Here is a 553-nt window from a genome sequence, read left to right as displayed (position 1 = left end):
CCCGGTGCGGGACGCCGGAAGGCGCATGCGGCCGCCAGCCGCCCTCATCGACGGCAATCAACTGGCCGCCTTTCCACGGCACGTCGCTCGACGCCTTGCGGCCCGCGTGCGACAGCTGCATCGCGACGCGAATCGGCGAATGCTTGCGGATCGCCGCGAGCACGGGTTCGAGCGCAGCCTCGGTCGCGTCGCTCCACAAGCCGAGATCCGCGGCCGAAATGCGGCCGTCGGGCTCGACGGCCGTCGCTTCGATGCCAAGCAGCCCCGCGCCGGACAACGCGAGATGCCCGAGATGAATCATGTGCCACGCGCGCGCGTCGCCGTTTTCGGCCGAATACTGGCACATCGGCGAAATCACGATGCGATTGGGAAGGGTCACGCCGCGCAGCGTGAATGGAGAAAACAATGCACTCATGGCAGCCGCCCTCACAAGGGAAGTCGAGCGGCCGAGGTTAGCACGCAGCACAAAAGCTTGCCGCGGGCGCCGATGGCGCACGAAAGGGAAACGGCGCTCGGCGGAAACGGTCCGCCCCCGGCGCGTCGATAATGGAAC

1 pseudogene is annotated in these 553 nt (G+C 67.6%); it reads right to left on the bottom strand.

The annotated features are described in order from the left end of the window. Nucleotides 1-415: pseudogene (locus J5M67_RS27610) on the bottom strand (oxidoreductase); the annotation flags it as partial. Nucleotides 416-553 lie beyond the last annotated feature (138 nt).

Origin of the sequence: Pseudomonas sp. 30_B (assembly GCF_017491605.1) — a bacterium.
In the GTDB taxonomy this organism is placed as follows: Bacteria; Pseudomonadota; Gammaproteobacteria; order Pseudomonadales; family Pseudomonadaceae; genus Pseudomonas.
This window is presented reverse-complemented; position numbering and strand designations above follow the sequence as displayed.